Here is a 20936-nt window from a genome sequence, read left to right on the forward strand (position 1 = left end):
CTATTGTTTAAAAAAATAAATTTAAGATTATATGATTTTGTCGCTTTAAATCGCACTTTATTTATTTTTGCGTGATTTTATGGTGCGATTTTGCATTATTATAATCCGCAAAGTTGACGAATGTTATTTGATATTATTTATTTATTAATTGCTTTGTATATTCTATATACTAAAATTTCTCATTTCTTTGCTCGTCGAAGTTTTATTAATTTCTTATTAAATTCGCCTCTAAATTTAGTAATTGGTGCCTTAGGGACTGGAAAAACCGCTTTAATGGTTTTAGCTTTTTACTTATTAAGTGGTTGAAAAACGATTTCTACTTTTCCAATTACGGATAAACAAATGCTTTCATTAGGGCATATGTCTTTATTGGATTATAATTATCCGATATTAGAAGAAAAGCATTTGCTGTTATGAGATGAAACTAACTTATTTTTAGAAGGAACTGACTATAAAGAAAATGATAGGGTAACCCAGGGTTTACAAGAATATTTCGCTTCGGCTCGCCAATTTACCCATATCGTATTAGCAAGCGGACAACGAGCCGAACATATATGAGTTAAAGTTCGTGATATTGCGAATTCAATAATTGTTGGCATTAGAAAAAAACCAGTTAGCATCTTTCGTCCTTATTTACAAGTTATTTATGGTACTTTTAAATCGGTAAGCGAATACGAACAATGACGTTTAACTCTGATTAATGCTAAAAATGATAAAAAAGGTCGCAAAATCAAGTATCGTAGCATTCCGGAATTAGATATTTATTTCTTTAAATTGAAAATTCCGATGTCAATTTTAAACCTTTACGATAATAAATATTTATCATTCTTGCGTGAATTAAGTAATCGTGCTTTGAATGATAATTATCAACATAAATTTTGAAATGATAATGTAATGGATATTGAAGCATTAGAATATTTAAAAATGGAAAAATTCAGTAAGATACTTACTAAGTTAAAAAATAATCTGAAGAAGAAAAACAAGTAAAGGAGTTTAAAAAATGGAAAACTTAGAAAAAATGGCTAGTTTGATTGGCGATATGTTTTATAAAGTTTTTGATTTAATTTGAACTTTAACCATTCCTGGAACAGATATTCGCATTATTATTTTTCCGCTAATTATGCTTGTGATAAATCTTGTAATTGGTGGCATTTTAGGTATTCATATTGAACGACCAAAAGTTGGTTTTCGTAAAAAATATCGAAAATCAGTTGCTAATTGAGGAGCTAAGAAAAAATCATCTAGTGGTTCAATTAAGAAATTCAGTGGTAATAGCCCTAAAAATAGACCGTGAGTTAATCAACATGGACGGCAAATAAAAAGGTAGGTTTAGAAAATGTTTAAATTAATAATATTATTTATTCTTGTTTCTGTTTTTTCTATTTTTGCTTTAGGTGATTTTTTAGGTTTATGAGCCTATGTGCGTGAGGGTTTAGAATATTTTAATAAAGTTTTATCAAAAAATATTAAAATTTTAGATTTGTTTAAACCAATGATAAGGTTATTTTCCCAACATCCGATTTTCCAAATTTTAGGAACGATTTGTATTTTATCAACAATATATTTAATTTTAAGAGGACCTACTGAATAAAAAAAATACTTTGAAAGGAGTTAAAAAATGAAAAAGTTAAATAAAATATTAAGTATTAAATGATTTAAAAGCATTTTAGGTTTTATACATTTTTTTATTATACTTCATAGTGTTGTTTTTGATACAAAACAACCACCAAAACCTAATATCGAACAATTCTTTATGAAACGACAAAAATGAGCTATAAACCCCAATCAATGTGGTGAAAGTTGTGAATTAGAGTTTTCCAAGATTGGTAAAAGTGCTTGAATAATTAGTCGTTATGGTCAGGATTCATATCATTTAGAAATTGATGCTACTGATTTAAAGCTTTCTAGTGATTTTGATATTCAAATAGGTAATGGCGATTTTGTTTAAAGACCAGCCCTTCAATTATTTGTTGACAAAGATAGTGCTGGTTATAATCAAATTAATAACTTTTATCGTTCTAATGGTTCTTATAAGTCCAAGACTTTTAAAGAATTTTATTTTATTGATAATTTAATTAATTTTAAAGTATTTCTTAATAAAAAAGTTCCACAAGGTCTTAACACGAAAATGTTTCATATCACTTCATTCTCAGCGGAAATGCCTCCTTTACCTGAAAAAGATAACGAGCAATTATTACCAACAGTAATAACTAAAAATGATGGTGAATATCAGTATAATCAGTTTCAAGATAAACTTAATTATTTAATGATACAACGCCGAGATTTTGATAAATTTAATTATAGTTATTTATATTGAGTGCCAATTTTTAATTTCTTTGATGATAATTTTAAATATATGAGTGAAATTTCAATTAAATTAAATGGTTTTAAACAAAATAGTAAATTTAGTTTAAATCGCAAAAATTCATATCCGTCTGGTTTTATTGAAGAAGTTATTTTTAGAGAACTTTCCTTTTCTAGTTTTGGTGATGTTATTACTATAAAAACTGAGCATGGTAGCATTGTGAGTTATAATGAGTTTTTAGAAAATGGTAAATCGCTTTGAAAATCTGGCTCGCGAACAAGTTTTGGAGAAGATTTTATTAATACCTTTTTTGGACAAGTTAATTATTATGATAATACTTTTCATTTTCTACGTTACGATGATAAATTAAAGATTAATTTTAAAGATTTTATGTTTTATTACCAAAAAGATTTAACTATTGATTTCATTAATGATTTATTTAATAAACTTTATAAATATTTAGGTGAGTATTTTGTACAATTATTTTATGCGAGTTTTGACACAGATGCTTCTACTTTTGTAGAATTAGATTACAAAGGAATGCAACAAATTCCTAAAAATGTTTTACAAATGGGTTTTTTCTATCGTTCCTTAATTACCTTTTATCCCAAACAGTATTTAATTAACTTTGGTTCAACAATCGAAAATAGTAAGAATATGATTTTTCGTTCCTATTTCTTTGTTAAAGATAAACAAATTGCCAATGGTTTTAATACTGGTAAAAGTTCTTATCAAATAGATTTTAATGTGTTAAAAGCATATGATAACCAATTATGAAACGCGACTAGTGATAAACTGCATTTTTATAATGCTAAAGTCGATGTAATGTATGGAATTAATATTTTTACACTGACTTTCCCGCTATATAAAAAGAAAAATGAAAGCACTGAATATCATTATTCTTTATACGATTTTAATATTTTGAATTCAACAGCTTTTATTGGTGGCGGAATAAGTGGTAATACGGATGATTTAATTCCTACACCCAACTGTTTTTATTGGGGTTTATTTAGTGCCATATCTTGTGGTATTCAGCACGCTTCTGTTAGTGTGTTGAATTGATTACTTGGTCTTTCAGGGATTAATCTTTTAATTCGCCCCCTTGCGGATATTGCCAAAACAACAATTAATTTTACCAAAACTGCCTTTCCGGTGTTTGAAGTTATTCCAGCATTTCAGATGTTATTTGAATTTGTAGTGCCCTTAGCAATTTTGCTAATGATATTAAAAAAGTTTTCTTAAATGTTTCCAATATTTTTATATAAAATATAATTCTTTTCGAAAGGAGTATTTTTGATATGTTAAAATTTTTGTCAGCTTTAAATTTAGTGTGTGTAATGTTTATTTCTGGATGTAGTAAAAATAGCAATGATTTAAAAACATATAAATTATAATTTTATAAAATTGGTAAAAGTGCTTGAGTAATTAGTGGTTATGGTCAGGGTTCATATCATTTAGAAATTGATGCTACTGATTTAAAGCTTTCTAGTGATTTTGATATTCAACTAGGTAATGGCGATTTTGTTCAAAGACCAGCCCTTCAATTATTTGTTGACAAAGATAGTGCTGGTTATAATCAAATTAATAACTTTTATCGTTCTAATGGTTCTTATAAGTCCAAGCCTTTTAAAGAATTTTATTTTATTGATAATTTAATTAATTTTAAAGTATTTCTTAATAAAAAAGTTCCACAAGGTCTTAACACGAAAATGTTTCATATCACTTCATTCTCAGCAGAAATATCTAATAAAAAAAATTAGTAATTTAATAAATATTTTTGAAAATCGTATTTTTTGTAATACGGTTTTCTTAATTTAAGGAGTTTAAAAAATGAAATATATTATTTCCCAAGCTGATTTAGCAGATTTAAAAGCAAAAGCACAAAGTTGATTAAGTGCTAATTGTCGTAATCCTTATTACTATAAAACTAAAAAACGCATTACTGCCTATTTAAATTTATGTACTTATTTCTATATTGAAGAAATTACTTTAACAAAACTTATTAAAAAATATTTTAAGAATGCAACGAAAACCTTTTATCGTTGGGCAGAAAAAATTATGACCGCTTATTATTCTGACAATTTAAATTTGTTATTGTTTAAAACTACAAAGCCACAAAATCTTAATTATCAATATAGTTTAAATTCTCGCAAAAAAGTATGTGATTTATATTTTGATTACAAAAATCTTCAAGCCGGCGGAATGTGGTCTTTATTTAATAATTTAAAAATTGGTTTTCACGATGTCAAAAATTCAGAAGTTCCGAAAAATATCAAAACTTTTTATCGCTGAATTAAATCTGACCCTCGTTGAAAAGAACGCAAAGATCAATGAAAGATTTCGGCGAACTTGGCATAACCATTAAACGCCTTCGTACTGACAATGCTCCGGAATTTACTACTACTAATTGAAGTAATAAAAAAGCATACAAAGTAAAAGAAAGGCCTTTTACAACCTTTCTTTCGAGAAACGGAATTGTCCACGAAACCACGACGATTCGTTCGCCACAGAGTAACGGTAAAATCGAGCGGTTTCATCAACATTATACCAAATTATTTTATTCCAAGGATAAAAAATTAAATCAAAATGAACTTCAACATTATTTAAACAAATATTATTACTTTTACAACTTTGAACGCTGTCATTCATCATTAAACACTAAAACGCCATTTCAAACATTACAAAAATTTTTAAGAAAATAATTTGTCTATATTTTAAATTGTTATTTTCTTTTTACAAGAAATTAAATTTGTTGTTCCAGTTGTTGTTGAACTGATTGGTTCTAAAATTAATAATATTTTTTAATTTTCTTTACACTACATTTTTTACTATTATGATATTTATCTGGTTAATTAATAATATTAATTAGGTATTCTACATCCATTGTAGATTTATAATTCGCTTCAGATACATATACTTTATTATTTTGATTACTAATTTTAATAATAAATACACTACTATTTATTTCATTAATTTTTCTTGGTATTTTTGTATTATTTTCAATTATATAAAGTCCAATGTTGTTTATACCAAAAAAAACATTATTATTATTATCAACTGCAATAATATCAATTCCATAATTAGTTCCTAATTCGCTAATTTGTATAGCCTTTGGTTTTTCTTTTGTTAATTCAACTGTAGATAAGAAAAAAGCTCCTTTATTATCTGTTCCAATATAGATATTATTGTTATTATCAACCGCAATTGAACGGACTTGTGTATTTATATTTTTAATTTTTGTTCCTCAATTTTCATTATTTTTTATAACATAAAGAGAATATCCATTTTTTTATTTGCTCCAATATATATATTATTGTTATTATCAACAAAAGTTAAAAATCCTCAAACTCGTTTTATTCCACATATTTTTATTGGTTTATCTTCACCGTTTTTTAATAAAAAAATTCCTTTATTTTCTATTCAATAAAATTTATTATCATTTTTATCAATAATAAAAGTTGAAACTTTACCTATTATATTAGGTATTTTTTCTGCGTTACTTTTATTATTAATTAATTTATAAATTCCATCATTATTGGAAACAAAATATACAATATTTTGACTATCAATTAGTGATAATCAAACATAATCTTTTATTCCTAAAATTTTTATTGCAGTTATTTCATTATTTTTTAATTTATATCCACCCGTAGATGTGGCAAAATAAACATTATCATTATTATCTATTGTTATTGATTCAATACGAGAATTATTTTCTGTACCATTAATTGTTGATACAATTACTTCATTATTTTTTAATTTATAAACAAGTCCGCTTTCAGTACCATAATATACATTACTTTGACTATCGATTGCCATAGAACTAATTCTTTGATTTATACCTAATATTTTTGTAATTATATATTCTTTTTTAATTTCATTTTTTGTTTGAGCTGGTGCATTTCCGACAATTCCGGTCATTCCGCTTCCCGCTATTGTTATTGTCCCAAATAATCCTAAAAGTTTTTTCATATCAATCAAATTCCTTTCGTGAATTTTTGCTAATTAATAAAATTTATAACACCTTTTCCTTTCTCCAAATTTTATAATTTATCATTCCTTTTTAAAGGACGCATAAAGTTTTGTTATGTGGGAAAATGTTTGAATAATTTCGAAAGAAAAGAAACTAAAAATTGAGCACCTTTTTATTTAAAAAATAAGTAATAAAACAAAATATTTAATATTAACAAACATAATCTCAATAAAAGGTTATAGAAACTAAGTAAAATGCTTATAAAAACAATATTAAAATAATTTTTTATAACAAAAATAAACAATACCTAAGAAAACTAAACGCGACCTTTTTTAAAAAATCACTTGTACTTGTCATAAGTCTGTGGTATATTACATACTTTTTTTAATTTTGTAGAAACCATATACATATGACAAGATTTTGGTTTCTACAAACTTGCTGTTAATTAATAAATAAATACGAGCTCATTTATTTATTACAAGAAATATAAGGTTAAATTAATATTTATTATTTTTAGTTATGCCTTGTATTTTTTGTGCCTTGTTGTTGATAAACTAAGTTTTTTAGTAAACGAAGTTTACTAACAAGTTATGTTAATTTAGTTTAAAGAAAGAATTTAAAGAGAAATATATTGAACTAAGTTAAAAGACTAAGTTAAATATAACTTAGTTTAATATAACTAAATATATTTGTAAGGAGTTATGTGTATGCGAAATATTGAAAATATTTTTTTAAATACTGAAAAATATCTTTTAAAAGAAACGCAAAATGCAGTACTTATTAAAGCACCAGCAATTCCGTGATTGTATGAATCTACTGGTATTTGGTTTTCGAAATGATTTGTTTATAAAGGAAAATATGAGAATTCTATTTGTATAGGAATAATTAAAGATGGTGAGTATCAGTTGGTTTTAGTTAATAATAAGAAAGGTCAAGAATCTAGTTTGATTTTAGGTCATGAGTTGTTAGGTTTTTTTGTTGCGGAGAAAGAGATTGCTAAAAAGGATGTAAGTTTTAATTATTTTAAAAATTCATTTTAAAGGTGTTTTAAGCCATTTTAAGAATAGAGGTAAATTATATTTTATAGTTTAAAAAAATTTAGGTTGATTTTTAAGGTGTTTAAACGGTGCTGAAAGCGTATGCTCCGCCCGTTAATTATCTATGTTAGTTGAGTTATTTAACTAAGTTATTGCAATTTTTTTGAGGAGTTTTAGAAATGAAAATGTGAGTTAGTGTGGATGAGCCTGGCAAAGATTATTGTCAAGAGTTTATATATTCTATTAATAAAAAAACTGGATTAGAACAAAAAATTTGAGCGTCTAAATCTGCAGTTGAATCTGTTAGAACTGATTTAGTCGGTGATAATTGACTTTGTGTTGATATTGCATATTAAAAGATTAGAAAATTAAGGAGAAAAGAAAGATGAGTATATTTGGATTAGTATTTTTTACGATTTTAACATTATTACTCGCATATTATATTGCGGTTAATATTTATCGGTTTTTTAAAGATAAAAAGAAATATGGTAGTGAAGCAAAACAGCTACCAAAAGATTTTACTTATTCACAACGAATATTTATTGCAAAGTTTAAACGAAATTTGTTAGAACAAGATGAAAAAGAAATTAAAAAGTAGTTTTAGAAAATGTTTAAAAAAATAATTATTGAGTTAATTGAATTAATTTATCCAACTGCCGATTTACCACCCCAAGTTGTATTTTTGTTTTCAATTTTAATAATTGTAATGCTGTTTTCAGCCATTATTTTTCTACTCTTTTGACCTTTTAAGCGGTAATTATTATGTTTTTAGTTGTTTAAAAAGATTTAGATTGAGAAATGACAAAATTGTATTTTTGAGATTTATTTATCCAAATTACAACTATTCCGGCGTGAGTTTCTGGTAAAGAAATTGATTTAACTCAAGAAACGCTTTGACTTTTAATGGCAAACATTGCTTTTTGAATGGTATTAGTATTCATTGTCTTATTTATGGTTATCCTATTTTATAAGGTTAAATCATATTTTGTTTAGAAAGTGGGTAATTATATGATTGGAACTTTTTTGGCCGAGGCACCAGCAAAAATTACTGGTGAACAAGCGGTTAATAACTTATGAAAAGCATTAATTACAGCGTTCGGTAATATTTGAACTGATATTATTGGTGGTAATATGCCAAATGTCGTTAATTTTTTTGCTACATATTGAGTTTTCTTGCTTGGCGTGATTATTGGTTTATTTTTAATCGCTTTCAAAATGTTTGAAAAATTAATGCCTGGCAGATAATAATAAAAATAAAGAAAGTGTGATTTACGGATGTTATTGTTTAAAAAAATAAATTTAAGATTATATGATTTTGTCGCTTTAAATCGCGCTTTATTTATTATTGCGTGATTCTATGGTGCGATTTTGCATTATTATAATCCTCAAAGTTGAAGAATGTTATTTGATATTATTTATTTATTAATTGCTTTGTATATTTTATATACTAAAATTTCTCATTTTTTTGCTCGTCGTAGTTTTATTAATTTCTTATTAAATTCACCCTTAAATTTAGTAATTGGTGCCTTAGGGACTGGGAAAAACGCTTTAATGGTTTTAGCTCCTTACTTATTAAGCGATTGAAAAATGATTTCTACTTCTCCGATTACCAATAAACAAATGCTTTCATTAGGACATATGTCTTTATTAGATTATAATTATCCAATTTTAGATGAAAAACATTTATTGTTATGAGATGAAACTAATTTATTTTTAGAAGGAACTGATTATAAAGAAAATGATAGAGTAACCCAAGGTTTACAAGAATATTTCGCTTCAGCACGGCAATTTACTCATATCGTATTAGCAAGCGGACAACGAGCCGAACATATATGAGTTAAAGTTCGTGATATTGCGAATTCAATAATTGTTGGCATTAGAAAAAAACCGGTTAGTATCTTTCGTCCTTATTTACAAGTTATTTATGGCACTTTTAAATTGGCGAGCGAATACGAACAATGACGATTAACTTTAATTAATGCTAAAAATGATAAAAAAGGTCGCAAAATTAAGTATCGTAGCATTCCGGAGTTAGACATTTATTTCTTTAAATTGAAAATTACGATGTCAATTTTAAACCTTTACGATAATAAATATTTATCATTCTTGCGCGAATTAAGTAATCGTGCTTTGAATGATAATTATCAACATAAATTTTGAAATGATAATGTAATGGATATTGAAGCATTAGAATATTTAAAAATGGAAAAATTCAGTAAGATACTTACTAAGTTAAAAAATAATCTAAAGAAGAAAAACAAGTAAAGGGATTTAAAAATGGAAAACTTAGAAAAAATGGCTAGTTTGACTGGCGATATGTTTTATAAAGTTTTTGATTTAATTTGAACTTTAACCATTCCTGGAACAGATATTCGCATTATTATTTTCCCACTAATTATGCTTGTGATAAATCTTGTAATTGGTGGCATTTTAGTTATTCATATTGAACGACCAAAAGTTGGTTTTCGTAAAAAATATCGAAAATCAGTTGCTAATTGAGGAGCTAAGAAAAAATCATCTAGTGGTCCAATTATGAAATTCAGTGGTAATAGCCCTAAAAATAGACCGTGAGTTAACCAACATGGACGGCGAATAAAAAGGTAGGTTTTTAAAATGTTTAAATTGATAATTTTATTTATTCTTGTTGCTGTTTTTTATATTTTTGCTTTAAATGACTTTTTAGGTTTATGAGCCCATGTGCGTGAGGGTTTAGAATATTTTAATAAAGTTCTATCAAATAATATTAAAATTTTAGATTTTTTTAAACCAATGATAAGGTTATTTTCTCAACATCCGATTTTCCAAATTTTAGGAACGATTTGTATTTTATCAACAATATATTTAATTTTAAGGAGTTAAAAAATGAAAAAGTTAAAGAGAATATTAGGTATTAAATGATTTAAAAGCATTTTAGGTTTTATGCATTTTTTTATTATATTTCATACTGTTATGGTTATGATTTGAGTATTTTTAACAAGAATTAGAACTAATATAGATGGATTTTTTAAAGATTTTATATTATTTGATTTTCAAAATGTATTTCTTAAAGTGTATTTTTGATTATTAATGGTTTATTTGTTAATAATTGGTATTAAGTTAATTATTAGGGGTTATTACTTTAATAAAGTTTTTAAAAAGCATCAAATGCAAGTTGCTAATTGTGAATGTCCACAACATAGTCAATATAAATTTTCTGATGCTATTAAAACAATGAAAAAGAATTTTAAAGCGTGATGAGATGGATAAGATTATTTCTTGATTTATTATAATGTTTATTAGTTTGGTGCCATTAGGGGCGTTTCTTTGATACAAAACAACCACCAAAACCTAATATGGAACAATCTTTTATAAAGCGAGAAAAACGAGCAACTAATCCTGGCCATTGTAGTGAAAGTTATGAGTTAAAATTTGCTAGTTTATTAAATATTACTCTTGTTGTTGATTCTGGTGCTTATTTTTATTTATCTAAATTTGATATTGAATTACCTAATGATGTCAAAAATCAAAATAAAAATTATCCCAATCGTTTGCCTTTTTTTATGGATAGTCAAGCTTTTCTGTCTATAAAAGATTTTTTTCAAAAATATGGAGCCTTTCAATCTATGGGTAGTAAAAAAATTTATACTATTCCAAAAGTAGTTGATGTTGTGATTAAATTAAGAAACTTAATTAAGTCCTTATTCCTTAATTTTTTTCTCGGCACAAATGCCCCCTTTACCAGAAAAAGAAGCAGAGCAACCATTACCTACTGAGATAACTAAAAGTGATGGCGAATATCAGTATAATCAGTTTCAAGATAAGCTAGATTATTTAATGATACAACGTCGAGATTTTGATAAATTTAATTATAGCTATTTATATTGAGTCCCAATTTTTAATTTCTTTGATGATAATTTTAAATATATGAGTGAAATGTCAATTAAGTTAAATGGCTTTAAAAAGAATAGTAAATTTAGTTTAAGTCGCAAAAATTTATATCCGCCTGGTTTCATTGAAAAAGTTATTTTTAGAGAACTTTCCTTTTCTAGTTTTGGTGATGTTATTACTATAAAAACTGAGCATGGTAGTATTGTGGGTTATAATGAGTTTTTAGAAAATGGTAAATCGCTTTGAAAATCTGGGTCTCGAACAAGTTTTGGAGGAGATTTTATTAATACCTTTTTTGGACAAGTTAATTATTATGGTAATACCTTCCATTTTTTACGATATGATGACAAATTAAAAACTGATTTTAAAGATTTTATGCTTTATTACCAAAAAGATTTAACTATTGATTTCATTAATGATTTATTTAATAAAATTTATAAAGTTTTAGGCGGTTTTTTTACACAATTCTTTTATGCGAGTTTTGATATGGATGCTTCTACTTATGTAGAATTAGATTACAAAGGAATGCAAGAAATTCCTAAAAATGTTTTACAAATGGGTTTTTTCTATCGTTCTTTAATTACTTTTTATCCCAAACAGTATTTAATTAACTTTGGTTCAACAACGGAAAATAGTAAGAATATGATTTTTCGTTCCTATTTCTTTGTTAAAGATAAACAAATTGCCAATGGTTTTAATACTGGTAAAAGTTCTTATCAAATAGATTTTAATGTTTTAAAAGCGTATGATAACCAATTATGGAACGCCACTAGTAATAAACTGCATTTTTACAATGCCAAAGTTGATGTGATATATGGAATTAATATTTTTACGCTAACTTTCCCACTATATAAAAAACAAAATTAAAGCACTGAATATCATTATTCTTTATATGATTTTAATATTTTGAATTCAACAGCTTTTATTCGCGGCAGAATAAGTGGTAATATGGATGACTTAATTCCTGCACCCAACTGTTCTTATTGGGGTTTATTTAGCGCCATATTATGTGGCATTCAGCACGCTTCTGTTAGTATGTTGAATTGATTACTTGGTCTTTCAGGGATTAATCTTTTAATTCGCCCCCTTGCGGATATTGCCAAAACAACAATTAATTTTACGAAAACTTCCTTTCCGGTGTTTGAAGTTATTCCGGCATTTCAGATGTTATTTGAATTTGTAGTGCCATTAGCAATCTTATTAATGATATTAAAAAAGTTCTCTTAAATATTACCATTATTTTTTATAATATAATTCCTTTGAAAGGAGGATTTTTCTTTATGCGAAAATTTTTATCAACTTTAAATTTAGTGTGTGTAATATTTATTTTTGGATGTAGTAAAGTGGCTGTTTCTAAACTAAAAAAAGATAGTATTTGCAATAATAGTTGTGAGTTAAAATTTGCTAGTTTATTAAATATTACTCTTGTTGTTGATTCTGGTGCTTATTTTGATTTATCTAAATTTGATATTGAATTACCTAATGATGTCAAAAATCAAAATAAAAATTATCCCAATCGTTTGCCTTTTTTTATGGATAGTCAAGCTTTTCTATCTATAAAAGATTTTTTTCAAAAATATGGAGCCTTTCAATCTATGGGTAGTAAAAAAATTTATACTATTCCAAAAGTAGTTGATGTTGTGATTAAATTAAGAAACTTAAGTCCTTATTCCTTAATTTTTTTCTCGGCAAAAAAGTTTAGTTAATTAGTAATTTAATAAATATTCTTGAAAATCGTATTTTTTGTAATACGGTTTTCTTAATTTAAGGAGTTTAAAAAATGAAATATATTATTTCCCAAGACGATTTAGCAGATTTAAAAGCAAAAATCCAAAGTTGATTAAGTGCTAATTGCCGTAATCCTTATTACTATAAAACTAAAAAACGCATTACTGCCTATTTAAATTTATGTACTTATTTCTATATTGAAGAAATTACTTTAACAAAACTTATTAAAAAATATTTTAAGAATGCAACGAAAACCTTTTATCGTTGGGCACAAAAAATTATGACCGCTTATTATTCTGACAATTTAGATTTGTTATTGTTTAAAACTACAAAACCACTAAATGACAAAATCTTAATTATCAATATAGTTTAAATTTTCGCAAAAAAGTATGTGATTTATATTTTGATTACAAAAATATCAAAGCCGGTGGAATGTTGTCTTTATTTAACAATTTAAAAATCGGTTTTCATGATATTAAAAATTCAGAAGTTCCAAAAAATATCAAAACTTTTTATCGTTGAATTAAATCCGACCCTCGTTGAAAAGAATTAAAGCAGCAAAACAAACAAACAAAACTCCATTTTAAGCGTTATGAAGTCTCCGAGATTGATATTTTACAAATGGATGCCAAAATCATTACCCCATCAAATTTTCCGGTTAATAAAAAATATTACATTTATGATTTCATTGACGAAATAACGCGGATAGTATTTGGTTATGTTTATGATAGTTTAGGAACTAATAATGCGGTTAATGCCGTACAAAGAGCAATGAAAGATTTTAACGAACTTGGAATAACAGTTAAACGCATTAGAACTGATAATGCTCCTGAATTTACTACTACTAACTGAAGTAATAAAAAATCGTACAAAGTAAAAGAAAGGCATTTTACAACCTTTCTTTCGAGGAACGGAATTGTCCACGAAACCACACCGATTCGTTCGCCACAATCAAATGGAAAGATTGAACGATTCCACCAACATTATAGCAAATTATTTTATGCTAAGGACAAAAAATTAAATCAAAATGAACTTCAACATTATTTAAACAAATATTATTACTTTTACAATTTTGAACGCCGTCATTCACCTTTAAACACTAAAACTCCATTTCAAACATTACAAAAACTTCTAACAAAGTAGTTTCTAGAAGTTTGAATAATTGTTTTTTATAAAATATTTAACTTATTGTTACAATCGCTATTAAATTAAATATTTCTAGAATTAAAAGTATTTTTTTAATTTTAATTATTTACAATTTTAGCAAAATTTACTCCTAAAACAGTTGTTAAGTGTCTATTGGTGGCTCCAGCACTATAAAGATAACTATAAACATAAATATTTAATTTTAATTCTTTATTATTTTCAATTCATAATCCTATTTCAACATCACAATCAACATCATATGAAGCAAATCAATATTGATTTGCTTTAACTAAAGTTCTTCAATATGCTTTATCACTATTATTGTTATGATTTATATCGATATTATTTAAATTAATTTTAATATCTCCAAATTTACCTTTTCCTACATCACCAAAAGTTTCTGGTGAATTTTCTTCTCCATAAGTGTTAATTATAATGTAAGGATATTTTTCTATAAATGAATTTCAATCAGAAGCATATTTAGTAAAATCTACTATATTTAATGTTTTCTTATCATTAAACCTTAAAGTATAACTTCAACTAGCATCTCCAGTTCCACCATAATAATAATCATATTTTACTATTATATCATTATTAGCTTCTACTAAAAAGGTGTAGAAACCATATACATATGACAAGATTTTGGTTTTTACAAACTTGCTGTTAATTAATAAATAAATATGAGCTCATTTATTTATTACAAGAAATATAAGGTTAAATTAACACTTATTATTTTTAATTATGCCTTATATTTTTCTGTGCCTTGATAATAATAAACTAAGTTAATTAGTAAACGAAGTTTACTAACAAATTTTGTTAAACATAAATGTTTAAAAAAATAAATATTTAACTTAGTTATATAACTTAGTTTAATATAACTTAGTTTAATATAACTAAATATTGTAAGGATGGTATGTATATGAGAAATATTGAAAATATTTTTTTAAATACTGAAAAATATCTTTTAAAAGAAACACAAAATGCAGTACTTATTAAAGCACCAGCAATTCCGTGATTGTATGAATCTACTGGTATTTGGTTTTCGAAACGATTTGTTTATAAAGGAAAATATGAGAATTCTATTTGTATAGGAATAATTAGAGATGGTGAATATCGGTTAGTTTTTATTAATGATAAAGGTCAAGAGTCTAGTTTGATTTTAGGTCATGAGTTGTTAGGTTTTTTTGTTGCCGAAAAAGAACATGATAAAAAGGTTGTAAGTTTTGATTATTTTAAAAATTCATTTTAAAAATGTTTTACGGTGTTTTAAGAATAGGGGTAAATAAAAAAAATATTTTAGTTAGTTTTTATGGTGTTTAAACGGTGTGGAAAGCGTATGCTCCGCCCGTTAATTATCGATGTTAGTTGAGTTATTTAACTAAGTTATTGCAATTTTTTTGAGGAGTTTTAGAAATGAAAATGTGAGTTAGTGTGGATGAGCCTGGCAAAGATTATTGTCAAGAGTTTATATATTCTATTAATAAAAAAACCGGATTAGAACAAAAAAATTGAGCGTCTAAATTTGCAGTTGAATCTGTTAGAACTGATTTAGTCGGTGATAATTGACTTTGTGTTGATATTCCATATTAAAGGATTAAAAAATTAAGGAGAAAAGAAAAATGAGTATTTTTGAATTAGTGTTTTTTACGATTTTAACATTATTACTAGCATACTATATTGCGGTTAATATTTATCGGTTTTTTAAAGATAAAAAGAAATATGGTAGTTAAGCAAAACAGTTGCCAAAAGATTTTACTTATTCACAACGAATATTTATTGCAAAGTTTAAGCGAAATTTATTAGAACAAGATGAAAAAGAAATTAAAAAGTAGGTTTAGAAAATGTTTAAAAAAATAATTATTGAGTTAATTGAATTAATTTATCCAACCGCTAATTTACCACCCCAAGTTGTATTTTTGTTTTCAATTTTGATAATTGTAATGCTCTTCTCGGCCATTATTTTTCTACTCTTTTGACCTTTTAAGCGGTAATTATTATGTTTTTAGTTGCTTGAAAAGATTTAGATTGAGAAATGACAAAATTGTATTTTTGGGATTTATTTATTCAAATTAAAGTTATTCCGGCGTGAGTTTCTGGTAAAGAAATTGACTTAACCAAAGAACTACTTTGACTTTTAATAGCGAATATTGCCTTTTGAATGGTATTAGTAATAGTTATCTTATTTATGGTTATTTTATTTTATAAGGTTAAATCATATTTTGTTTAGAAAGGAGGTGATTATATGATTGGAACTTTCTTGGCCGATGTACCAGTAAAAATTACTGGTGAACAAGCGGTTACTAACTTATGAAAAGCATTAATTACAGCGTTCGGTAATATTTGAACTGATATTATTGGTGGTAATATGCCAAATGTCGTTAATTTCTTTGCTACATATTGAGTTTTCTTGCTTGGTGTAATTATTGGTTTATTTTTAATTGCTTTCAAAATGTTTGAAAAATTAATGCCCGGCAGATAGTAATAAAAATAAGGAGAGTGTGATTTAAGTGATGCTATTGTTTAAAAAAATAAATTTAAGATTATATGATTTTGTCGCTTTAAATCGCACTTTATTTATTTTTGCGTGATTTTATGGTGCGATTCTATGGTGCGATTTTGCATTATTATAATCCTCAGAGTTGGCGAATGCTATTTGATATTATTTATTTATTAATTGCTTTGTATATTTTATATACTAAAATTTCTCATTTCTTTGCTCGTCGAAGTTTTATTAATTTCTTATTAAATTCACCCTTAAATTTAGTCATTGGTGCTTTAGGGATTGGAAAAACTGCTTTAATGGTTTTAGCTTCTTACTTATTAAGTGGTTGAAAAACGATTTCTACTTTTCCGATTACAGATAAACAAATGCTTTCATTAGGTCATATGTCTTTATTAGATTATAATTATCCGATATTAGAAGAAAAACATTTACTGTTATGAGATGAAACTAACTTATTTTTAGAAGGAACTGATTATAAATAAAATGATAGAGTAACCCAAGGTTTACAAGAATATTTCGCTTCGGCTCGACAATTTACCCATATCGTATTAGCAAGCGGACAACGAGCTGAACATATATGAGTTAAAGTTCGTGATATTGCGAATTCAATAATTGTTGGTATTAGAAAAAAACCGGTTAGTATTTTTCGTTCTTATTTGCAAGTTATTTACGGTACTTTTAAATCGGTAAGCGAATACGAACAATGACGATTAACTCTAATTAATGCAAAAAATGATAAAAAAGGTCGCAAAATCAAGTATCGTAGCATTCCAGAATTAGACATTTATTTCTTTAAATTGAAAATTCCGATGTCAATTTTAAACTTTTATGATAATAAATATTTATCATTCTTGCGTGAATTAAGTAATCGTGCTTTGAATGATAATTATCAGCATAAATTTTGAAATGATAACGTAATGGATATTGAAGCATTAGAATATTTAAAAATGGAAAAATTCAGTAAGATACTTACTAAGTTAAAAAATAATCTGAAGAAGAAAAACAAGTAAAGGAGTTTAAAAAATGGAAAACTTAGAAAAAATGGCTAGTTTGACTGGCGATATGTTTTATAAAGTTTTTGATTTAATTTGAACTTTAACCATTCCTGGAACAGATATTCGCATTATTATTTTCCCACTAATTATGCTTGTGATAAATCTTGTAATTGGTGGCATTTTAGGTATTAATATTGAACGACCAAAAGTTGGTTTTCGTAAAAAATATCGAAAATCAGTTGCTAATTGATGAGCTGGTAATAGCCCTAAAAATAGACCGTGAGTTAATCAACACTGACGGCGAATAAAAAGGTAGGTTTAGAAAATGTTTAAATTAATAATTTTATTTATTCTTGTTGCTGTTTTTTATATTTTTGCTTTAAATGATTTTTTAGGTTTATGAGCCTATGTGCGTGAGGGTTTAGAATATTTCAATAAAGTTCTATCAAAAAATATTAAAATTTTAGATTTGTTTAAACCAATGATAAGGTTATTTTCCCAACATCCGATTTTCCAAATTTTAGGAACGATTTGTATTTTATCAACAATATATTTAATTTTAAGGAGTTAAAAAATGAAAAAGTTAAATAAAATATTAAGTATTAAATGATTTAAAAGCATTTTAGGTTTTATACATTTTTTTATTATACTTCATAGTGTTGTTATTATAATTTGAATATTTTTAACAACTTAAAGTGTATTTTTGATTATTAATGGTTTATTTGTTAATGACTGTTATTAAGTTAATTATTAGGGGTTATTATTTTAATAAGGTTTTTAAAAAGCATCATATGCAAGTTGTTAATTGTGAATGTCCAAAACATAATCATTATAAATTTTCTGATGCTTTTAAAGCGATAAAAAATAGTTTTAAGACGTGATGAAATGCATAAGATTATTTCTTGATTTGTAATAATGTTTATTGGTTTGGTGCCGTTAGGAGCGTTTTTTGATACAAAACAACCATCCAAACCTAATATGGAACAATCCTTTATGAAACGAGAAAAACGAACTGTAAACTCTAATACTTGTGATAATGTTTGTGAAGTACAATTTTCTAAAATTGGTAAAAGTGCTTGAATTAGTAGTAATTTTTTGTATAGACCTTAATATTTAGAAATTGATGCCAATGATTTAAATATTCCTAATTATTTCAATGAACAAGTATCGCATAATGGTAAATTTACGATAAGAAATACCGATCAAAATAGTGTAATTGGATTTGCTTTTTATTTATTAGTTGATGTACGAAGTAATATTTATAACCAACTTGGTGATTTTTACCGTAATAATGGTGCTCGTAAATCTGCATTTTCTAAGGATTTTTATGTAATAGATACTTTGGTTGATGTCAGAATTTCTATTCATAAATTAGAAGACGGATTTTATTTAACTTCATTTTCTGCCGAAATGCCTCCTTTACCAGAAAAAGATAACGAGCAATCATTACCGACCACAATAACTAAAAATGATGGTGAGTATCAATATAATCAGTTTCAAGATAAACTTGATTATTTAATGATACAACGCCGAGATTTTGATAAATTTAATTATAGTTACTTATATTGAGTGCCAATTTTTAATTTCTTTGATGATAATTTTAAATATATGAGTGAAATTTCTATTAAATTAAATGGTTTTAAACAAAATAGTAAACTTAGTTTAAGTCGCAAAAATTCATATCCTTATCCTGATATGATTGAAAAAGTTATTTTTAGATAACTTTCCTTTTCTAGTTTTGGTGATGTTATTACTATAAAAACTGAGCGTGGTAGCATTGTGGGTGTTAATGAGTTTTTAGAAAATGGTAAATCGCTTTGAAAATATGGATCACGAACAAGTTTTTTAGGAGATTTTATTAATAAATTTTTTGGACAAGTTAATTATTATGGTAATACTTTCTATTTTTTACGCTATGATGACAAATTAAAATTTGATTTTAAAGATTTTATGCTTTATTACCAAAAAGATTTAACTGTTGATTTTATTAATGGTTTATTTAATAAAATTTATAAAGTTTTAGGTGGTTTTTTCGTACAATTCTTTTATGCAAGTTTTGATACAGACGCTTCTACTTATGTAGAATTAGATTACAAAGGAATGCAAGAAATTCCTAAAAATGTTTTACAAATGGGTTTTTTCTATCGTTCTTTAATTACTTTTTATCCTAAACAGTATTTAATTAACTTTGGTTCAACAGTAGAAAATAGTAAGAATATGATTTTTCGTTCCTATTTTTTTGTTAAAGATAAACAAATCGCCAATGGGTTTAACACCGGTAAAAATTCTTATCAAATAGATTTTAATGTTTTAAAAGCATATGATAACCAATTATGGAACGCCACTAGTAATAAACTGCATTTTTACAATGCCAAAGTTGATGTAATGTATGGAATTAATATTTTTACACTGACTTTCCCGCTATATAAAAAGAAAAATGAAAGCACTGAATATCATTATTCTTTATACGATTTTAATATTTTGAATTCAACAGCTTTTATTGGTGGTGGAATAAGTGGTAATACGGATGATTTAATTCCTACACCCAACTGTTCTTATTGGGGTTTATTTAGTGCCATATCTTGTGGTATTCAGCACGCTTCTATTAGTGTGTTGAATTGATTACTTGGTCTTTCAGGGATTAATCTTTTAATTCGCCCCCTTGCGGATATTGCCAAAACAACAATTAATTTTACCAAAACTGCCTTTCCATTGTTTGAAGTTATTCCAGCATTTCAGATGTTATTTGAATTTGTAGTGCCCTTGGCAATTTTGCTAATGATATTAAAAAAGTTTTCTTAAATGTTTCCAATATTTTTATATAAAATATAATTCCTTTGAAAGGAGGATTTTTCTTTATGCGAAAATTTTTATCAGCTTTAAATTTAATATGTATAATGCTTACTTTTGGTTGTAGTAAAAATAGTAATGTTTTAAAAACATATAAATTACAATTTTCTAAAATTAGTAAAAGTGCTTGAATTAGTAGTAATTTTTTGTATAGACCTCAATATTTAGAAATTGATGCCAGTGATTTAAATATTCCTAATTATCTCAATGAACAAGTATCGCATAATGGTAAATTTACGATAAGAAATACTGAACAAAATAGTGTCATTGGATTTGCTTTTTATTTATTAGTTGATGTGCGAAGTAATGTTTATAACCAACTTGGTGATTTTTACCTTAATAATAGTACTCGTAAATCTGCATTTTCTAAGGATTTTTATGTAATAGATACTTTGGTTGATGTTAAAATTTCTATTCATAAATTAGAAGACGGATTTTATTTAACTTCATTCTCTGCGGAAGTACCTAATAAAAAAAATTAGTAATTTAATAAATATTTTTGAAAATCGTATTTTTGTAATGCGATTTTCTT

The 20936-nt window shown here is 25.9% G+C and carries 38 protein-coding genes; 35 read left to right on the plus strand and 3 right to left on the minus strand.

Annotation, left to right across the window (positions count from 1 at the left end):
- Positions 1–3 precede the first annotated feature (3 nt).
- The 7 genes from I5Q57_RS08865 to I5Q57_RS08895 all read left to right on the plus strand — a co-directional run bounded on the left by I5Q57_RS08865 (position 4) and on the right by I5Q57_RS08895 (position 5007).
- Positions 4–987, plus strand: coding sequence for a hypothetical protein (locus tag I5Q57_RS08865; RefSeq protein WP_215826181.1), 984 nt, complete (start codon positions 4–6; stop codon positions 985–987).
- Positions 988–1000: 13 nt separating this feature from the next.
- Complete coding sequence (locus tag I5Q57_RS08870; RefSeq protein ID WP_215826182.1) at positions 1001–1327, plus strand: hypothetical protein; 327 nt, start codon at positions 1001–1003, stop codon at positions 1325–1327.
- 9 nt (positions 1328–1336) lie between these two features.
- Positions 1337–1591 (plus strand): hypothetical protein, encoded by a 255-nt coding sequence (locus tag I5Q57_RS08875; protein WP_215825736.1) that lies wholly within the window; start codon positions 1337–1339, stop codon positions 1589–1591.
- A 27-nt stretch (positions 1592–1618) separates the two neighbouring features.
- On the plus strand, positions 1619–1948 hold the full coding sequence (locus I5Q57_RS08880) for a hypothetical protein (protein ID WP_215826183.1): 330 nt from the start codon (positions 1619–1621) through the stop codon (positions 1946–1948).
- Between the two features lie 210 nt (positions 1949–2158).
- Entirely contained in the window at positions 2159–3547 is a 1389-nt protein-coding gene (locus I5Q57_RS08885) for a hypothetical protein (RefSeq protein WP_215826184.1), read from the plus strand.
- Between the two features lie 588 nt (positions 3548–4135).
- Positions 4136–4663: a hypothetical protein gene (locus I5Q57_RS08890; RefSeq protein ID WP_215826185.1), complete on the plus strand. Its 528-nt coding sequence runs from the start codon at positions 4136–4138 to the stop codon at positions 4661–4663.
- Positions 4636–5007 (plus strand): integrase core domain-containing protein, encoded by a 372-nt coding sequence (locus I5Q57_RS08895; RefSeq protein WP_215826186.1) that lies wholly within the window; start codon positions 4636–4638, stop codon positions 5005–5007. Before I5Q57_RS08890 ends, I5Q57_RS08895 begins: the two co-directional genes overlap by 28 nt.
- Positions 5008–5153: 146 nt before the next feature.
- Here I5Q57_RS08895 and I5Q57_RS09975 read toward each other — a convergent pair whose 3' ends face one another.
- Both I5Q57_RS09975 and I5Q57_RS08905 read right to left on the minus strand, forming a co-directional pair.
- On the minus strand, positions 5154–5570 hold the full coding sequence (locus I5Q57_RS09975; protein ID WP_215827093.1) for a two-component regulator propeller domain-containing protein: 417 nt from the start codon (positions 5568–5570) through the stop codon (positions 5154–5156).
- On the minus strand, positions 5567–6277 hold the full coding sequence (locus tag I5Q57_RS08905; RefSeq protein WP_215826187.1) for a hypothetical protein: 711 nt from the start codon (positions 6275–6277) through the stop codon (positions 5567–5569). Before I5Q57_RS08905 ends, I5Q57_RS09975 begins: the two co-directional genes overlap by 4 nt.
- Positions 6278–6985: 708 nt before the next feature.
- On the opposite strand from I5Q57_RS08905, the gene I5Q57_RS08910 reads away from it, so the two are divergent.
- The 15 genes from I5Q57_RS08910 to I5Q57_RS08980 all read left to right on the plus strand — a co-directional run bounded on the left by I5Q57_RS08910 (position 6986) and on the right by I5Q57_RS08980 (position 14053).
- Positions 6986–7318: a hypothetical protein gene (locus I5Q57_RS08910; RefSeq protein ID WP_215826188.1), complete on the plus strand. Its 333-nt coding sequence runs from the start codon at positions 6986–6988 to the stop codon at positions 7316–7318.
- A gap of 176 nt (positions 7319–7494) precedes the next feature.
- Complete coding sequence (locus I5Q57_RS08915) at positions 7495–7671, plus strand: hypothetical protein (RefSeq protein ID WP_215826189.1); 177 nt, start codon at positions 7495–7497, stop codon at positions 7669–7671.
- Positions 7672–7700: 29 nt separating this feature from the next.
- Positions 7701–7913 carry a hypothetical protein gene (locus tag I5Q57_RS08920; protein ID WP_215825617.1) on the plus strand — a complete coding sequence of 71 codons (213 nt, stop codon included), beginning with the start codon at positions 7701–7703 and terminating at the stop codon, positions 7911–7913.
- Between the two features lie 200 nt (positions 7914–8113).
- Positions 8114–8308, plus strand: coding sequence for a hypothetical protein (locus I5Q57_RS08925; protein ID WP_215826190.1), 195 nt, complete (start codon positions 8114–8116; stop codon positions 8306–8308).
- Between the two features lie 15 nt (positions 8309–8323).
- The gene (locus I5Q57_RS08930) at positions 8324–8560 is read left to right on the plus strand and encodes a hypothetical protein (protein WP_215826191.1); all 237 of its coding nucleotides are present in this window, start codon (positions 8324–8326) and stop codon (positions 8558–8560) included.
- A 30-nt stretch (positions 8561–8590) separates the two neighbouring features.
- Positions 8591–9580 (plus strand): hypothetical protein, encoded by a 990-nt coding sequence (locus tag I5Q57_RS08935; protein WP_215826192.1) that lies wholly within the window; start codon positions 8591–8593, stop codon positions 9578–9580.
- Between the two features lie 12 nt (positions 9581–9592).
- The gene (locus I5Q57_RS08940; RefSeq protein WP_215826193.1) at positions 9593–9919 is read left to right on the plus strand and encodes a hypothetical protein; all 327 of its coding nucleotides are present in this window, start codon (positions 9593–9595) and stop codon (positions 9917–9919) included.
- 9 nt (positions 9920–9928) lie between these two features.
- Positions 9929–10174: a hypothetical protein gene (locus I5Q57_RS08945; protein WP_215826194.1), complete on the plus strand. Its 246-nt coding sequence runs from the start codon at positions 9929–9931 to the stop codon at positions 10172–10174.
- A 3-nt stretch (positions 10175–10177) separates the two neighbouring features.
- Positions 10178–10561, plus strand: a complete 384-nt coding sequence (locus I5Q57_RS08950; RefSeq protein WP_215826195.1) for a hypothetical protein — start codon at positions 10178–10180, stop codon at positions 10559–10561.
- Positions 10562–10647: 86 nt separating this feature from the next.
- The gene (locus I5Q57_RS08955) at positions 10648–11076 is read left to right on the plus strand and encodes a hypothetical protein (RefSeq protein WP_215826196.1); all 429 of its coding nucleotides are present in this window, start codon (positions 10648–10650) and stop codon (positions 11074–11076) included.
- Positions 11021–12049, plus strand: a complete 1029-nt coding sequence (locus tag I5Q57_RS08960) for a hypothetical protein (protein ID WP_215826197.1) — start codon at positions 11021–11023, stop codon at positions 12047–12049. The genes I5Q57_RS08955 and I5Q57_RS08960 overlap by 56 nt, the downstream gene beginning before the upstream one ends.
- A 39-nt stretch (positions 12050–12088) precedes the next feature.
- Positions 12089–12409 (plus strand): hypothetical protein, encoded by a 321-nt coding sequence (locus I5Q57_RS08965; protein WP_215826198.1) that lies wholly within the window; start codon positions 12089–12091, stop codon positions 12407–12409.
- 53 nt (positions 12410–12462) lie between these two features.
- Positions 12463–12888: a hypothetical protein gene (locus tag I5Q57_RS08970; RefSeq protein WP_215826199.1), complete on the plus strand. Its 426-nt coding sequence runs from the start codon at positions 12463–12465 to the stop codon at positions 12886–12888.
- Positions 12889–12962: 74 nt separating this feature from the next.
- Positions 12963–13283, plus strand: coding sequence for a hypothetical protein (locus I5Q57_RS08975; protein WP_215826200.1), 321 nt, complete (start codon positions 12963–12965; stop codon positions 13281–13283).
- Positions 13284–13342: 59 nt separating this feature from the next.
- Positions 13343–14053: a DDE-type integrase/transposase/recombinase gene (locus I5Q57_RS08980; protein WP_215826201.1), complete on the plus strand. Its 711-nt coding sequence runs from the start codon at positions 13343–13345 to the stop codon at positions 14051–14053.
- Between the two features lie 101 nt (positions 14054–14154).
- Here I5Q57_RS08980 and I5Q57_RS08985 read toward each other — a convergent pair whose 3' ends face one another.
- Positions 14155–14694 (minus strand): hypothetical protein, encoded by a 540-nt coding sequence (locus tag I5Q57_RS08985; RefSeq protein WP_215826202.1) that lies wholly within the window; start codon positions 14692–14694, stop codon positions 14155–14157.
- Positions 14695–14975: 281 nt separating this feature from the next.
- Here I5Q57_RS08985 and I5Q57_RS08990 point away from each other — a divergent pair, with 281 nt between their 5' ends.
- The 13 genes from I5Q57_RS08990 (at position 14976) to I5Q57_RS09050 (ending at position 20886) form a co-directional block, all read left to right on the plus strand.
- Complete coding sequence (locus I5Q57_RS08990; RefSeq protein ID WP_215826203.1) at positions 14976–15305, plus strand: hypothetical protein; 330 nt, start codon at positions 14976–14978, stop codon at positions 15303–15305.
- Between the two features lie 164 nt (positions 15306–15469).
- Positions 15470–15646: a hypothetical protein gene (locus I5Q57_RS08995; protein ID WP_215826204.1), complete on the plus strand. Its 177-nt coding sequence runs from the start codon at positions 15470–15472 to the stop codon at positions 15644–15646.
- Between the two features lie 406 nt (positions 15647–16052).
- On the plus strand, positions 16053–16283 hold the full coding sequence (locus tag I5Q57_RS09000) for a hypothetical protein (RefSeq protein ID WP_215826205.1): 231 nt from the start codon (positions 16053–16055) through the stop codon (positions 16281–16283).
- Positions 16284–16298: 15 nt separating this feature from the next.
- Complete coding sequence (locus I5Q57_RS09005) at positions 16299–16535, plus strand: hypothetical protein (RefSeq protein WP_215826206.1); 237 nt, start codon at positions 16299–16301, stop codon at positions 16533–16535.
- Between the two features lie 116 nt (positions 16536–16651).
- Positions 16652–17041: a hypothetical protein gene (locus I5Q57_RS09010; protein WP_215826207.1), complete on the plus strand. Its 390-nt coding sequence runs from the start codon at positions 16652–16654 to the stop codon at positions 17039–17041.
- Positions 17042–17215: 174 nt separating this feature from the next.
- Positions 17216–17569: a hypothetical protein gene (locus I5Q57_RS09015; RefSeq protein ID WP_215826208.1), complete on the plus strand. Its 354-nt coding sequence runs from the start codon at positions 17216–17218 to the stop codon at positions 17567–17569.
- A 13-nt stretch (positions 17570–17582) separates the two neighbouring features.
- Positions 17583–17870, plus strand: a complete 288-nt coding sequence (locus I5Q57_RS09020) for a hypothetical protein (protein ID WP_215826209.1) — start codon at positions 17583–17585, stop codon at positions 17868–17870.
- 9 nt (positions 17871–17879) lie between these two features.
- Positions 17880–18125, plus strand: coding sequence for a hypothetical protein (locus tag I5Q57_RS09025; RefSeq protein ID WP_215826210.1), 246 nt, complete (start codon positions 17880–17882; stop codon positions 18123–18125).
- Between the two features lie 157 nt (positions 18126–18282).
- Positions 18283–18447, plus strand: a complete 165-nt coding sequence (locus tag I5Q57_RS09030; protein WP_215826211.1) for a hypothetical protein — start codon at positions 18283–18285, stop codon at positions 18445–18447.
- Positions 18440–18664, plus strand: a complete 225-nt coding sequence (locus I5Q57_RS09035) for a hypothetical protein (RefSeq protein WP_215826212.1) — start codon at positions 18440–18442, stop codon at positions 18662–18664. The genes I5Q57_RS09030 and I5Q57_RS09035 overlap by 8 nt, the downstream gene beginning before the upstream one ends.
- 300 nt (positions 18665–18964) lie before the next feature.
- A complete protein-coding gene (locus I5Q57_RS09040; protein WP_215826213.1) occupies positions 18965–19276 on the plus strand; it encodes a hypothetical protein in 312 nt (103 codons plus the stop codon).
- A 57-nt stretch (positions 19277–19333) separates the two neighbouring features.
- Positions 19334–20356, plus strand: a complete 1023-nt coding sequence (locus I5Q57_RS09045) for a hypothetical protein (protein ID WP_215826214.1) — start codon at positions 19334–19336, stop codon at positions 20354–20356.
- A gap of 56 nt (positions 20357–20412) precedes the next feature.
- Positions 20413–20886 carry a hypothetical protein gene (locus tag I5Q57_RS09050; protein WP_215826215.1) on the plus strand — a complete coding sequence of 158 codons (474 nt, stop codon included), beginning with the start codon at positions 20413–20415 and terminating at the stop codon, positions 20884–20886.
- Positions 20887–20936 lie beyond the last annotated feature (50 nt).

The organism is Spiroplasma endosymbiont of 'Nebria riversi' (assembly GCF_018831625.1).
Classification (GTDB): domain Bacteria; phylum Bacillota_I; class Bacilli_A; order Mycoplasmatales; family Nriv7; genus Nriv7.